Annotated in this window: 10 protein-coding genes; 9 read left to right on the top strand and 1 reads right to left on the bottom strand. The window is 37.1% G+C overall.

Going from position 1 to position 14,479, the window contains the following annotated elements; all coding sequences use genetic code 11:
* The first annotated feature begins 56 nt into the window (after window positions 1-56).
* The 4 genes from AC0VXV_RS09885 to AC0VXV_RS09870 all read left to right on the top strand — a co-directional run bounded on the left by AC0VXV_RS09885 (window position 57) and on the right by AC0VXV_RS09870 (window position 5,091).
* Window positions 57-1,559, top strand: a complete 1,503-nt coding sequence (locus AC0VXV_RS09885) for a lmo1851 family serine protease (RefSeq protein ID WP_475527969.1) — start codon at window positions 57-59, stop codon at window positions 1,557-1,559.
* 67 nt (window positions 1,560-1,626) lie between these two features.
* On the top strand, window positions 1,627-2,529 hold the full coding sequence (locus AC0VXV_RS09880; protein ID WP_475527968.1) for a CobW family GTP-binding protein: 903 nt from the start codon (window positions 1,627-1,629) through the stop codon (window positions 2,527-2,529).
* Between the two features lie 178 nt (window positions 2,530-2,707).
* The gene (locus tag AC0VXV_RS09875; RefSeq protein ID WP_475527967.1) at window positions 2,708-3,565 is read left to right on the top strand and encodes a CAP domain-containing protein; all 858 of its coding nucleotides are present in this window, start codon (window positions 2,708-2,710) and stop codon (window positions 3,563-3,565) included.
* Between the two features lie 449 nt (window positions 3,566-4,014).
* Window positions 4,015-5,091, top strand: coding sequence for an undecaprenyldiphospho-muramoylpentapeptide beta-N-acetylglucosaminyltransferase (locus tag AC0VXV_RS09870; protein ID WP_475527966.1), 1,077 nt, complete (start codon window positions 4,015-4,017; stop codon window positions 5,089-5,091).
* Between the two features lie 131 nt (window positions 5,092-5,222).
* Here the strand turns inward: AC0VXV_RS09870 and AC0VXV_RS09865 are convergent, their stop codons facing one another.
* Window positions 5,223-5,771: a GNAT family N-acetyltransferase gene (locus AC0VXV_RS09865; protein ID WP_475527965.1), complete on the bottom strand. Its 549-nt coding sequence runs from the start codon at window positions 5,769-5,771 to the stop codon at window positions 5,223-5,225.
* A 390-nt stretch (window positions 5,772-6,161) separates the two neighbouring features.
* Between AC0VXV_RS09865 and dapF the strand changes: the two genes are divergently transcribed.
* From dapF to AC0VXV_RS09840, 5 genes are all read left to right on the top strand, one after another.
* Window positions 6,162-7,124 (top strand): diaminopimelate epimerase, encoded by a 963-nt coding sequence (gene dapF, locus AC0VXV_RS09860; protein ID WP_475527964.1) that lies wholly within the window; start codon window positions 6,162-6,164, stop codon window positions 7,122-7,124.
* A 25-nt stretch (window positions 7,125-7,149) separates the two neighbouring features.
* Window positions 7,150-9,162, top strand: coding sequence for a diguanylate cyclase domain-containing protein (locus tag AC0VXV_RS09855; protein ID WP_475527963.1), 2,013 nt, complete (start codon window positions 7,150-7,152; stop codon window positions 9,160-9,162).
* Window positions 9,163-9,283: 121 nt separating this feature from the next.
* Window positions 9,284-9,955: a response regulator transcription factor gene (locus tag AC0VXV_RS09850; RefSeq protein WP_475527961.1), complete on the top strand. Its 672-nt coding sequence runs from the start codon at window positions 9,284-9,286 to the stop codon at window positions 9,953-9,955.
* A gap of 2 nt (window positions 9,956-9,957) precedes the next feature.
* Window positions 9,958-11,355, top strand: coding sequence for a HAMP domain-containing sensor histidine kinase (locus tag AC0VXV_RS09845; RefSeq protein WP_475527960.1), 1,398 nt, complete (start codon window positions 9,958-9,960; stop codon window positions 11,353-11,355).
* A gap of 315 nt (window positions 11,356-11,670) precedes the next feature.
* Window positions 11,671-14,478 (top strand): 2-oxoglutarate dehydrogenase E1 component, encoded by a 2,808-nt coding sequence (locus AC0VXV_RS09840; RefSeq protein WP_475527958.1) that lies wholly within the window; start codon window positions 11,671-11,673, stop codon window positions 14,476-14,478.
* The last annotated feature ends 1 nt before the right edge of the window (window position 14,479 follow it).

Below are 14,479 nucleotides of genomic sequence, written 5' to 3'. Positions count from 1 at the left end.
TATTATTGGTATAGTGTGACATCAGACAGTGTAAAAATGAGAGTGGTGAAATTGAAATGGATGAACAAAAAAGAGATGAGGATCAAAACGGTTTAAACGAAGAGCAAATTACAAAGCCGGCAGGGAAATATTTACGAATGAAACCATTTGCATTCATAATGGTTATTTTCCTGACAATTTTATGTACAGCCGGTTTAACAATTTTTGCATTAACATTCGGTGAAAAGAAAGTTGTGGATGTAAAGGAACCGGTGGAACGGGCGGAATTCAAAAAACTTTATGATGCGTATGATGCACTTCAGCAAAAATATTATGAAGACGTAAATGAAGAAGAAGTGGTATATGGTGCAATCAACGGAATGTTTGATGCATTGGGTGACCCTTATTCTGATTATATGAATAAAGATGAGGCAAGCTCATTTAATGAAAGCCTGTCTTCAAGTTTTCAAGGAATTGGTGCGGAAATCCAAGAACGAAATGGATATATAATGATTGTTTCCCCTATTAAAAATACACCTGCCGAAAAAGCCGGTTTACAACCGAAAGATATGGTACTGGCGGTTGACGGGAAAAGTGTCAAAGGCATGAGCTCTACAGAAGCTGTGTTATTGATTCGCGGTGAAAAAGGTTCTGAAGTCACTCTGACGATTCAACGCGGAGATGCAGAAAGCTTTGATATGACAATCGTGCGTGATGATATTCCTGTAGAAACTGTATATGGTGATATTGATGATGAAGGAATTGCACACTTCCAAATTACTTCTTTCAGCGAAAAAACAGCAGTGGAACTTGAAAAGCTGCTAATTGAATATGAAAAGCAAGGGATGAAAGGGATTGTTTTAGATGTACGCCAAAATCCAGGCGGCTATTTAAAGGCGGCAATCGATATTTCAAACTTGTTTGTAGAGGAAGGAAAAAAAATCGTTCAAATTCAAGAACGAGATGAAGCGCCACAAATTGTAGCCGCGGACAATCGTTCTAAATATAATCTTCCAATAACAGTATTAATCGATGAAGGAAGTGCTTCTGCTTCTGAAATTTTGGCAGGTGCACTAAAAGAGTCTGCAGGTGCCCTAATCGTTGGATTAAATTCCTTTGGTAAAGGGACGATGCAGGAAATCATTTATATGGAAGACGGAGCAAACTTGAAGTTCACAACAGGTAAATGGTTAACTCCTGACGGTAACTGGGTGAATGAAAAAGGAATTGCACCGGATGTGAAAGTTGACTATCCAGATTATGCTTCATTACCATATATCGATCCGAGCCAGCAATATGAACAGGATGCCAATCATGCGTCAATCAAAACAGCTGAGCGTATTCTGGAAGTATTAGGATATGAGCCAGGTGAAGTCGATACACAATTTGATGAAGAGACTGAAGCGGCAATAAAAGCATATCAACAAGATAATGAATTAGAAGTGACAGGTATTTTAACAGGTGATACAACATATGCCTTAATGGATGCAATTAGTGAAAAGCTGAAAACAGAAGATCCTCAAATTTTAAAGGCGAAAGAATTACTGGATATAAAGCCTGAAGAAACAACAAACGAATAAAAAATGCGGGCTGGCAAAAAGTGCACAAACACTTTATTGCCAGCCCATTATTATAGGAAGTGGAAATATGAAAGATGTATATTTATTTAGCGGATTTTTAGGGAGCGGCAAAACGTCCATGTTAACCGACGTCATTCGTCAATTGAAAGAGGCCAATTTGAAGCCTGCTGTTATTATGAACGAATTAGGCAAGCTGCCATTTGATTCACAGGCGGTGGAACAGGATGTTCCGTTGAAGGAAATGTTGGAAGGCTGTATTTGCTGTAGCGGGGCGGAAAAAACGGAAGCGCAAATCCAATCGCTTTTACACGATCAGGATTTTGATGTACTTATAATAGAAACAACCGGGGCTGCACACCCTGTGGAAGCACTGGATGCGGTCTATTCGCCTTTATTTGCGGATAAGTTAAATATTAAAGGAATTGTGACGGTGGCGGACAGTCGGTTATGGTTAGACAGAACAAGCCTTACTCCGCAAGTACGCGCTCTTTTTATGGAGCAAATTCGTCATGCTCATCTGTTATTGGCCAACAAAACGGACTTGCTTACGGAATCGGAACAAGCGAAAGTAGTTTATGAGCTGCAAGGGTTTAATGCAAATGCCTTTATCCTTCAGACGACAAATGGCCGTGTTCCGTTAAAGCTATTGCAAAATATGCAGTCAACTGCTCGTATATCAAAAGGCGACATCGTGACAGCCCGTATTGGTGAAAGCTTCAATTTAGGCTCTCGACTCGTTCGATTTGATACAAGCTTTACACAAGAACAGTTTGAAAACTGGGTGCGCTCATTACCGGATACAGTTTACCGTATGAAAGGCTATGTTCCAATTGAGGGAATCAAAAATCCGTTGCTGTTCCAATATGCTTATGGAATGGTCCAATGGCTGCCGGAATATATAAAGATGGAACCGAACTTAGTCATCATTGGTGAAAACATTAATAAACTAGAAATTATCTCTCTATCATAATTCGTCAATAGCTTTTCAAATGAAATGTTTGAGGAAATTGGAAAAATTTATCGCAAAATATGAATAAAATATAAGATTTTAAGGCTAATAAGTTGGTAGATGGACAGTTTACCAATTTATAGGCCTTTTTTTCTTCGATTTTTCATTTACGATGAAATCACGAAAGGAGGCGTACAAAATGAAAAAATTAGTTCTACCATTTTGTGCAGTAATACTTTTTGCAACTCAAGCACCCGTTGCGAATGCAAGTGCAAATGCAACTGAAGGGGGCAAAACAACAACAACTTCAAATCACATTCAATTAGCGAATGACTATAATATAAATCTTAACAATTTCTATAAACTTGTAAAAACGACACCTCAAAATTGGAAAGTTACTAAACAGGAAGTGTCATCAAATAAAGTTAAAAAACCGGCTTCAGCAGAAGTAAGCAAAGAGAATTCTAAAGAGGCTGACAAAGAAATAAATAAAGAAGTTAATAAGGAAACAAACAAAGAGGTTAGCAAGGAAGTAGGAAAAAAGCCAACAAATGTTGTAAACAACGAAACTCCAAAAGCTCCTACAACGACTGAAACAACATCACAAACACCTGCTACACAAACTAAAACTGAACTGGCACCAGCTCAAGAAGATAAAGAAACGACAGCTACAGATCAAATTTTAGCGATTGAAGAAAAAGTTGTTGCATTAACAAACGCAGAACGTGCTAAAAACGGTTTAAGTGCATTACAAATCGACCGTCCATTAATGGCAGCGGCACGCGAGAAATCTCAAGATATGAAAGATAAAAATTACTTCTCTCATACATCACCAACATTCGGCAGCCCGTTTGATCGATTGAAAGCATTAGGTATTGCTTATAAATCTGCCGGTGAAAACATCGCTAAAGGTCAAAAATCACCTGAAGAAGTTGTACAAGAATGGATGAATTCAGAAGGTCACCGAGCGAATATTTTAAATAAAGACTTCACTCATATTGGTGTAGGCTATGTGCAGGACGGTAATTTTTGGACACAACAATTTATTAAAAAATAATTTGCTGATGCTATCCTTTTCGCAATGAAAAGGGTAGTTTTTTTATTATTTAATTAATGATCGAATTCTTAAAACAATAAAAATACTTTTATCGAATATTTATTATTTCTTTTGGACTTTATAATTTTATATGCGAATACACTCATTTTTAGAGAAATGCTTTATAAAGTGCCAAAATGTGCTACAATATACGGTATACTTTTAAAAGCCTTTTAAAAAAGGGTGTAGAATTCGATGGAATAGAAGTGATAAAAAATAAAATCATTTTTTTAGAATAGTAAAACTAGAACGATTATTGAATATTTAAAATGAACTATTAAAAAGTATAGTATTAAAAATCATTGAAAATAAAATATCACATCAAATAAATAAGATATTTATCGAAGCATGTTGAAATGTCATGTTGCATAAAATAGGGGCAATGACATTTGCTTTGTTAGGAGAAATTTATGAACGAAAAAACAATTATTTTAACAGGCGGGGGTACGGCCGGTCACGTATCACTAAATGAAGCGATTATTCCTTCATTGCAGGAAGCGGGGTATAATGTCCACTATATAGGCTCTCATGATGGGATTGAAAAGGAACTTATAACAAACGCCTTTCCTTCATTACCATATCACAGTATCTCGAGCGGAAAGCTGCGTCGTTACTTTTCAGTACAGAATTTTACAGATCCGTTTAAAGTAATGGCAGGGGTTACACAAGCCTTTTCGATTATCAAAAAAGTTAAGCCGACTGTCATCTTTTCTAAGGGCGGATTTGTATCAGTGCCTGTCGTTATTGCGGCAAAGTTGGCAAATATTCCGGTTGTTGTCCATGAATCGGACGTGACGCCTGGATTAGCGAATAAAATTTCATTACCGTTCGCTTCCCATATCTTTACGGTTTTCAAAGAAACGATGAAACATTTACCGAACGACAAATCGACTTGCACAGGCTCGATTATTCGTCAGCAACTATTTGAAGGCAATCGTGAACGTGGCTTGACATTATGTGGCTTCACAACAGAAAAAAAAGTTCTGCTTATCATGGGAGGCAGCTTAGGGTCAGTCATTATTAATGATGTGCTTCGTGAAAATTTGCCTGCGCTACTTGAAAAATATCAGATTATCCATTTATGCGGTAAAGGGAACGCCGACAAAAAACTTGAAAATCTGCAAGGCTACATTCAGTTTGAATATGTAACGACAGAATTGCCTGATTTACTGTATGCTACAGATTTTGTTGTATCGCGTGCTGGTTCAAACTCGATATTCGAATTTTTAGCATTGCATAAGCCGATGCTGCTCATTCCTCTTTCTGCTGCAAAAAGCCGTGGCGATCAGATTTTAAATGCCAACTTATTTAAAAAACAAGGCTTTGCACAAGTATTGGACGAGGAAAAATTGACAAAAACATCATTCATGCAAGCGATTCAAAAGCTTGAAGAGAAAGCGGAAGAAATGATCGACCACATGCTTGAAGTCGAACATCCGAAAACTCCGAAAGAAATGGTTGCCTTAATTACTCAATATGAAAAATAATAACTAAAAAAGGGGTTACCTAAAAGTTCATACTTTTAAGGTAGCCCCTTGTTTTGTTTAAGGAATATTTTTGACGCCTCTAACATATAAGCGTAAAGAAGGTAATCACGTTACTAGTAAAAATTTCCTTTTTACATTGCCTGTTCTTCTGTTTCCTCGTGCGTATTTGCAGTTGTTAAATAGAACAGATCTTTTGGAATTTTAAAAAGACGAAATTTATTTACGCCTTGATTAATTTCTGCGAAAAGAGATGGATTTGATTGCTCGGCATCTACTACATAAGGTAATTTTAATGCTGCTGCTTGTGAGCGTGCATTTTCTTCCCGGATGCGTAAGAAAACTGTATGGAAATCATAGTCGAAAAATAGTTCATTTAAAAATGCTAATTTCGCTTTCTGATTATAACCGATGCCTTGATATGGTTTGCCGATCCATGTTCCTAAAAAGCCGGCGCCATCTTGAATATCAAAAATACTGATTGTTCCGATTGGGGCACCCCAATCATCTACAATTGTACGTGAAATCGTTAATCCGTTTTGTTCTTCTTCTATTAATTGTTTAGTCATAAATAAATACTCTTCAGCTGAAGTCGCTTTCTGACGTACGAATGGAAACACAGACGGATGACGTAATAATTCGTATAATTCTGCTGTTTCATGAAGTTCTCTCTGTTTTAACATGTGAAACGCCTCCTTTTAAGAAGAAAATGGTAGAGCCTGTTGTTAAAGAAATAGTGCAAATAATCTTCTGATGCTAAAAGGTTCTTTATCATAAGGCAGTAGTCATTTCGAGCTTGATCTTACCTAAAAGAATTTGACGTTAAACTATTATACATAATTCGTATGTCTCGCTCTATCCTAGACAATTAATAACAATATCGAAATAAGAAATATATCTACAGTTTATTATAATATATTCTCTTGTCGCAACTTTCAAGCTCGAAAAAAACATTTTTTTCTGTTGAATGTCAATATATTCAGAAAAATGTGTAAATAAAAACTACTAATGACAAGATGAATTTTTTAAAAGTATAATATAATAAAATAAGAGAGAACGCGGAGGCACAAAATATGAATATCCAATTAAAGAAAGTTCATGGTTCTGGAAATACATTTTATTTATACGAAGCATTATATGATGAACAATTTAATTTTGTGAATATAACAAAACAATTATGTCATACTTCCAATGAAGGTGGTGCAGATGGCTTATTATTGGTGCTTCCATCTTCCGTTGCAGATGCAAAAATGCGCGTCATCAATGCAGACGGCTCGGAAGCTTCGATGTGTGGAAATGGATTGCGCTGCGTCGCGCGATATGTCTGTGAAAGATTAAATGTTAATGAAGCAGTTATCGAAACAATGCATGCTTGTTTGAAAGTGAAACGAGAGGACTCCATTTTTGAACAGCTTCCTACATACTCTGTAGAAATCTCGCCCATTTCATTTGAATTATCATCATTACCAATGAAGGTAGATAACAAACAACAATTGTGCCATGAAATTATAAATGCTTTCTCAGAAGAAATTCCTTTTACTGCGATTTCTGTACCAAACCCGCATTTAATCGGAATCGTTGATAAAAAATATATCGAAAACACGACACACCAACAACAGCTCGCAGCCTATTTGAACAGTGATAATGAATATTGCCCTGATGGGGTAAATGTCAGCTATGTACAGCCATTATCGCCTGATGAAATATTTGTCAGAACTTATGAGCGGGGTGTAGGCTTTACAAATGCTTGCGGTACTGCAATGACTGCCTCTGCACTAATTGCCTCTATTGAAGGATTCGTTACGAATAGTAAAGTAACCGTCTATAACCCAGGTGGCTTTGTTCAATGTGAAGTTTCAAATAATGAAGGAAGCTGGGAATTAGCACTCATTGGAAATGCTACGATATTAGGGGAATATGAATTCGAAATTCAAGATGAAAAAATACAGTTAGTTCATGTTCGGCCATCTGAAGAGCAAATCCAATATGAGAAATGCAAACTTTTTGTGAATGATAAAATAGAAAGCTTTCTGTAAAGATCAGTAAAGTAGGGGGACAAGGATGATGAGTTCCATTTTTTCAATGGATCTATTGAATTTGTTATTCAAAAATAGTAATGATGCTGTATTCTTTATGGAAAAAATAGATGAGAAGTATCGTTATATTTTTGTCAATGATACTGCAGTAAAATTGATTAATACGAATCCTTGCGGCAAAACGATTGAACAGGTAATCCCGTCCCATTTGGCAAAAACGATTATTCACCATTATGACTTAACAATCGAACAAAATAAACAAGTTGAATTTGAAGATTTTACTTATGAAAGAATGAACGTTCGCAAACAAAGAACCACAACTATTCCAGTAGTACAAGACGGGAAAAATTATATTTTAGCGATGACAAAAGAAGTATCGATGAGTCTTGATTTAGAAGATAAATATTTATTTATGCGTTCCTTATTTTCTAATTCATTTTTATCAACGATATTAGTTTCCAATGACCTGCAATTGCTTGAAGCAAACACAAAATTTTTGGATGAGTTTAATATTCAAGTGGAAGATGCGTCCCGTACAAATATATTAGACATGCCTTTTATAGATAGAAAAATGGCCAAAAAATTAAAAAGCTATTTGAAACGTGCTCAGCTCGGTGAAAATGTTCAATCAAAAATGCTGTTCTTTATCGATAAACATAATGAGCAGCGATGCTTTACTGCTTCTTTTTCCTCGCTGACAAGTAACGGTGAAAATATTGCTGTATTTATTATATTGCAAGAAATTACGGAGTTTATAAAACAAGAACAGGCATTACGCACCGCATCGCACGGCCTGGAAATGTTCAAAAATGCGATCAATTCATTTGCTGACGTTATTTTTACAGATGCTGACGGAAATATAATAGATGTAAATGAAAGAGTTATTAAAAATACAGGCTTTACCCATGAGGAATTAATCGGTAAGCCACACCATTTTCTTCATTCAACGTATCACCCTGATACGGCTTCAATGAGTAATTGGCAAAAAGTCAGTAAAGAAGAAATTTGGCGTGATGAAGTGTGCAATCGTAAAAAGAATGGCGAGACCTATTGGGTGGACTCCACTATGATTCCTTTGAAAAATGAACTAGGGGATGTTGAGCAATTATTAATGGTTCAATATAATATTTCGTCTGAAAAGCAATTAATGTCCGAACTATATATAATTGAACGTAATTTCAGAGCGATTACTGAAAATACGAATGATTTTATCGTGGTAACAGACCGTTACGGCAAAATTAAGTACGCTTCACCTTCCTATTCAAGGAAACTTGGCTATCGGGAAGATGAGCTGATAGGCGTACCGTACGATCGATTGCTGAAGCCTGAAAGTGTTCAACTGTGGCATGAAGCATTAAATCCGGAAACGGTTGATATAGTAGTAGAACAGAAAATAGAATTGCTTTTGTATAAAAAAGATAATAGCACGATATGGACGGAAGGGAATTATACGTTAACGTTTAATCTGGCAAATCATGAAATTACGGAAATTGTTATGGTTTCAAGAGAAATTACTGAGCGCAAGCAGCTGGAAGATAAACTAACATATTTAGCGTATCATGATAGCCTGACACAGCTAGGTAATCGCCGGAAACTGTACAAGGACTTTCCGCTGCTTAAGGCTGAAGCGGACGAAACAGGCACTTGCCTGGCGATTTTATATCTTGACGGAGACAATTTTAAACAAGTAAATGATCTATATGGCCATGATGTAGGGGATGAGTTTTTAATTCAATTCGGGAAATCGCTCGTTCGCAGTGTCCGAAATGAAGACCTCGTTATAAGGCTGGGCGGAGACGAATTTTTAATTGTTTTAACAGGGCTGTCCATTTACGAAAAAGAGCGCTCTGTTCAATTATCTCATATTATGGACAGGGTCAAAGAAAATCTGCAAATCGGATGGACGATTAGAGGGGCGCATTTTTCACCTACTGCCTCGATGGGTCTATCGATTTATCCACAGCACAGTTTAAGCTTGGATGTGCTAATCGATTTGGCGGATCAGGCATTATACAAGGCGAAACAATCTTCCAATTAACGCTTTCTTCATATCCATATTTCACGTGCAAGAATACGGAAATATACTCCGTATTCTTTTTTTATTGTAAAATACAAATGGTACACTAATGAATAGATATTGTTGATAGAGAGGGAAGCTGATGAAGCAAAAGATTTTAATAATTGAAGATGAAAAAAATATTGCACGTTTCCTTGAACTGGAGCTTAAGCACGAGCAATTTGAAACTGTTGTGGCATATGATGGGAGGACTGGTCTGAAATTGGCGGAAAGTGAACAATTCGACTGTATTTTACTCGATGTCATGCTGCCTCAATTAAACGGGATTGAAGTATGCAGAAGAATTCGAAAAGCAAGCGATGTACCGATCCTGTTAATTACTGCACGTGATGAAGTCATGGACCGTGTTTCAGGATTGGATGCGGGAGCGGATGATTATATTGTGAAGCCATTTGCGATAGAAGAGCTACTAGCACGGATCCGTTCAATTTTAAGGAGAGTACAGCATACTCAAAAATCTCAACAACTCATTTTAAGAGACTTGGAAATCGATGTGCATGCATATGAAGTAATATTTGAAAATAATAAAATCGAGCTTACAAGAAAAGAGTTTGATTTATTGAAGCTCCTTGTGGAGAACAGAAACCATGTATGTACACGTGAGCGTATTTTAGAAACAGTTTGGGGATTTGATTCAGAGATAGAAACTAATGTAGTCGATGTATATATTCGCCATTTACGTTCAAAACTGCAAACAGAAAATACTCCGTACATTGAAACTGTACGTGGTGTTGGATATGTGATGCGCGGGTGAGGATGATGAAAAACAAATTATTAAACCTTTCATTAAAATCCAAGTGGATGCTTGCGGTCGGTGTAACGATTTTTGTAAGCTATGCCCTTATATCTGTTGTACTTTATATCGCATTGCAAACATGGCTGATTCATAATGAAGAAAAAAATGCATTACGGACGGTTGATGATATGACAACCTACTTCGAATCACAAAAGAACACTGTTACAGTACAGGCACTCCAAAACAACACCGCATTGATGAAGGCCATTTTAAACCAAGAACAAACTGTACGTGTTTTTAATCTCGATGGTATTGAGGTAATGCGTATCAATGATGCTGCGCCGGCTGCACAACTGCCAAAAAATCAAAATTATTTTTCAACGTTCATTGAAAAGCAGACGATTTCAGGATCTGAAAGCTATGTCATCCACAGAGTCGTACAAATCGGGCAATTTCAAGGGATTATGCAGCTGATTCACCCGTTAGCAGCATTTCAATCGATGATGAATTATATTTTAACGACAATTTTTATTATTGGTTTCGGTGCCATTTTATTTTCGGTTATGATCAGCTATTACTTGGCGAATATGCTTATGAAACCACTTGTCCAATTACGGGACGCAATGAGTTTTGTCAGAAAAAACGGATTTACTGCACAGCCTGAATTTGATTATGCGGCTAAAGATGAAATTGGCGATTTACTTCATATGTATCGTACTTTAATGAATGAACTTGAAATTTCATTTACAAAGCAGCAGCAATTCGTCGCAGACGCCTCGCATGAATTGCGAACACCGATTCAAGTTATTGAAGGCCATTTATCATTAATAAAACGGTGGGGTAAGGATGAACCGGAAGTATTGGAAGAATCATTAAACACTTCGTTAACCGAAATCGCGCGAATGAGGAAAATGATCGAAGAACTGTTGCAATTGGCAAGAAGGGAGCAAGCGGATGAACAGGCTTCTGCTGATATAGAACAAGTATACGAACAAGTAAAAGAAGAATTATTGCAGCTTTATCCTACCGCTGAGTTTCACCTAACTGTTAACGGTGATAAAACGGCTGCCGCCATTACCGAACATGCTCTAGCGCAAATCTTTAGAAATATTTTAAGTAATAGTATACGATATAATAGCAATGTTCCAGATCTTCATGTAACAATCGACTATAACGAATTACAGTCGCCAATTTCAGTTACGATAGAAGACAATGGTATCGGTATTTCCGAACAGCATTTACCACATATTTTCAACAGGTTTTATCGAGTGGATGCTTCCCGAACAAATAAAGTTGCAGGTACTGGACTAGGGTTAAGTATTACGAAAATGCTCGCTGATAAATATGAAGTGGAAATTGATGTGGAAAGTAAATTACAGAAAGGTACCTTTTTTTACCTTAAACTTCTTAAAAAATGAATAATTTTAGTCAATCTAATTACTATTTCAATAGTTCACGAAAAAAATTGCTTAATTTGATAAAAAGAGTTGTATTTTTTGTGAAGAGTAGTAAGATTGAGATGGAAAAAATGTTCTTCCGCCGTTTATAAATGTGCTTTTAGTCCATGTGGAAGAATGATAAAATATTATTTGCTTTGTTTTGGTAGATAAAAAGAGGGTACTTAATTTATCTACTTACAAAAGAAGGTAATTTTTGTATTGCAATATACAATATTATACCTTTTTAAGTAAATTATTGGAACAGCCATAAGGCAAAATTTGGAGGTTATTTTCATGTCGAACAATGTATTACCTGCAGGTTCTCCATGGTCAGCGTTTTCTGGTCCTAACTTAGGTTATGTATTAGAGCAGTATGACTTATTCCTGCAATCTCCTGAAGAAGTGGAACCGGAACTAGTAGAATTATTCCAAGCTTACGGTGGTCCTGTATTTGCAGATGGTCAACAACCGGTTGCAACAGCAGCAGTAACAGGTACTGGAGACTACAAAAAAGTATTAGCCGCAGTTAAGTTGGCAGAATCAATTCGTGAATACGGCCATTTAGCAGCAGACTTATACCCATTAAAAAATCGTCAATTAGATACTTCACGGATTGAAGAAAGCGTATTCAATTTAACAGCAGCAGATCTTCAGGCTATTCCTGCATCAGTATTTTTTGCAAATGTTCCTGCAGGTGTTACTAACGGTAAGGAAGCAATTGATTATTTAAAATCTGTTTACACAGATAAAATAGGTGTGGAAGTCGCACATTTACAAAATGCGGAAGAACGTGCTTGGATCGAAGCTCAAGTTGAAGGCGGAACGTTCAAAACAACGTTATCTGCTGAAGAAAAGAAAGCAGTATTAGAGCGTTTAACACGCATTGAAAACTTTGAAAAATTCATTCATAAAACATTTGTTGGTCAAAAACGTTTCTCTGGAGAAGGTTTAGACACTCAAATCATTTTATTAGATGAAATTATCAAATCATCTGAATCTAAAGGTGTAAAAAATGTACGAATTGGTATGGCCCACCGTGGTCGTTTAAACGTGTTAACTCACGTATTAAATAAACCATACGATATGATGTTCTCTGATTTCGCCCACGTTTCTAACGATCTTTTCTTCCCTGAAGATGGTAAATTAGAAATTACAAAAGGCTGGACTGGCGACGTTAAATACCATATGGGTGCATCTTACACATATGATTCTGGATTGAACGTTAAATTAGCCTACAACCCTTCTCACTTAGAAGTAGGGAACCCGCTTGTAATTGGTTCTGTACGTGCTGCACAAGATGATGTATCAGCGTCAGGTGTTGCTAAACATGATCCATCAAATGCATTTGGTATCATCATGCACGGTGACGCGGCATTCGCTGGTCAAGGGATTGTAACTGAAGGCTTCAACTTCTCTCAAACAGAAGGATTCACAACAGGTGGTACAGTACAAATTATCGCGAATAACATGATCGGTTTCACAACTGAGTTACATGATTCACGTTCATCTACTTATTCATCTGACCCTGCAAAAGGTTATGATATTCCGGTAATTCATGTAAACGCTGATAGCCCTGAAACAGTGGCAGCTGTTGGTCGCTTTGTAGCGGAATACCGTGAGAAGTTCAAAAAGGATATCGTAATCGACTTAATCGGTTACCGCCGTTACGGTCATAACGAAACTGATGATCCAACAGTAACAAACCCTGAAACATATAAATTAGTAGCAAAACATGAGCCAATTCGTGCATTGTATGGTGCAGAATTAGCAGAAGCTGGTATTTTATCTGCTGATGAAGTAAAAGCTTTAGATACTGCTATTTATGCGGAAATGCAAGCTGCATATGATCATGTAAAAGAAATGGCTGAAAAAGACGAGCATTTAACGCCTAATATGCCGGAAGAACTAAAAATCGAATTTCCTGAAATCGATACTAAAGTAGATGCTGAGCGTCTGGCTAAAGTTAATGAAGATCTACTGGTATTTGAAGATGGGTTTGAACCGCAAAACAAGTTAGGTAAAATTTTAGCAAAACGCCGTGATGCTTTTGCAGATGGTAAAATTGACTGGGGTCATGCTGAAACATTAGCATATGCAACAATCACACAAGATGGCACACCGGTTCGTTTCACTGGTCAGGATGCACAGCGTGGTACGTTCTCTCAACGTCACTTAGTATTACATGATAAAAATAATGGTTCTGAATTCACACCATTACATCACATTGAAGGTGCAAAAGCATCATTCACAGTTTACAACTCACCACTTACAGAAGCGGGTGTAGTAGGTTTTGAATACGGGTACAATTTAGAAAACCAAAATGTACTAACTGTATGGGAAGCACAATTCGGTGACTTTGCAAACATGGCGCAAGTAATGTTTGATAACTTCATCTCAAGTGCCCGCGCTAAATGGGGTCAAAAATCTGGATTCGTACTTCTTTTACCACATGGTTATGAAGGTCAAGGTCCGGAACACTCATCAAGCCGTATGGAACGATTCCTGCAATTATCTGCAGAAAATAACTGGTTCGTAGCAAACTGTTCAAATGCAGGCAACTACTATCACTTATTACGCCGTCAAGCTGCATTACTAGGTACAGAAGGTGTACGTCCATTAGTAGTGGTTTCTCCAAAATCACTTTTACGTCACCCACTTGCTGCAGCTACTGCTGAACAACTTGCAACTGGTCGCTTCCAGGAAGTAATCGAGCAAGAAGGTTTAGGCAAAAACACAGAAGCGGTTGAAAAAGTAGTACTTGGTACAGGTAAAGTAATGATCGATCTAGCGGAACGCGTGAAAGACGGCGAAGGGCTTGATCACTTACACATTATTCGTGTTGAACAAATTTATCCATTCCCTGCGCAACAAGTGAAAGATATTATCGCTCGTTTCCCGAATGTTAAAGAAATCGTTTGGGTACAGGAAGAACCGAAAAACCAAGGTTCATGGACATATGTTCTTGAAACATTATATGATATCGCAGAAGGCAAAAAAGTACGCTATGTAGGACGTCCTGCAATGAGCTCAACTTCTGAAGGCGATGGCGATTCACATAAAGCAGCGCAAGCTAAATTAGTGAACGAAGCACTTGAAAAGTAAT

The sequence above is a fragment of the Solibacillus sp. iso_87 genome (genome assembly GCF_056173085.1).
The sequence above is the reverse complement of the archived record's forward strand: the minus strand, read 5'-3'. Positions and strand labels throughout refer to the sequence as shown.